Below are 484 nucleotides of genomic sequence, written 5' to 3'. Positions count from 1 at the left end.
TTTGGTCGTGATCGCGCCCGCCACCGCCGATCTGATGGCGAAAATGGCGGCGGGCATCGCCGACGACCTGGCCACCACATTGCTGCTCGCGACCGACAAGCCTGTGCTTGCAGCACCCGCAATGAACGTGCGGATGTGGCAGCACCCGGCGACACGTCGCAACGTCGCCACGCTGCGCGGCGATGGCGTGACCGTGCTGGAGCCCGGCGAAGGCGCGATGGCGTGCGGCGAATATGGCCCCGGTCGCCTGCCCGAGCCCTCCGCGATTTTCGCGGCGATTCGGGCGGCTTTGGCTGCGTGACCGTTCATCACCCTCACCCTTCCGTCGCTTCGCTCCTCCCTCCCTCTCCCGATGGGAGAGGGACGATGACCGACTTTTTGCTTGAGCTGCGCTCCGAGGAAATTCCTGCGCGGATGCAGGATCGTGCGCGCGAGGATCTCGCCAAGCTGTTCACCGCCGAGATCGCCAAGAGCGGCCTCACTG

The 484-nt window shown here is 66.5% G+C and carries 1 protein-coding gene; it reads left to right on the top strand.

Translation table 11 applies throughout. The features are described 5' to 3' along the window. The coding region (locus AACY08_RS29110; RefSeq protein WP_339472538.1) for a flavoprotein at positions 1–301 on the top strand (301 nt) is incomplete at its 5' end. Positions 302–484 lie beyond the last annotated feature (183 nt).

Source organism: Pseudomonas sp. EL_65y_Pfl1_R83 (genome assembly GCF_963970695.1).
In the GTDB taxonomy this organism is placed as follows: domain Bacteria; phylum Pseudomonadota; class Gammaproteobacteria; order Pseudomonadales; family Pseudomonadaceae; genus Aquipseudomonas; species Aquipseudomonas tritici.
This window is presented reverse-complemented; position numbering and strand designations above follow the sequence as displayed.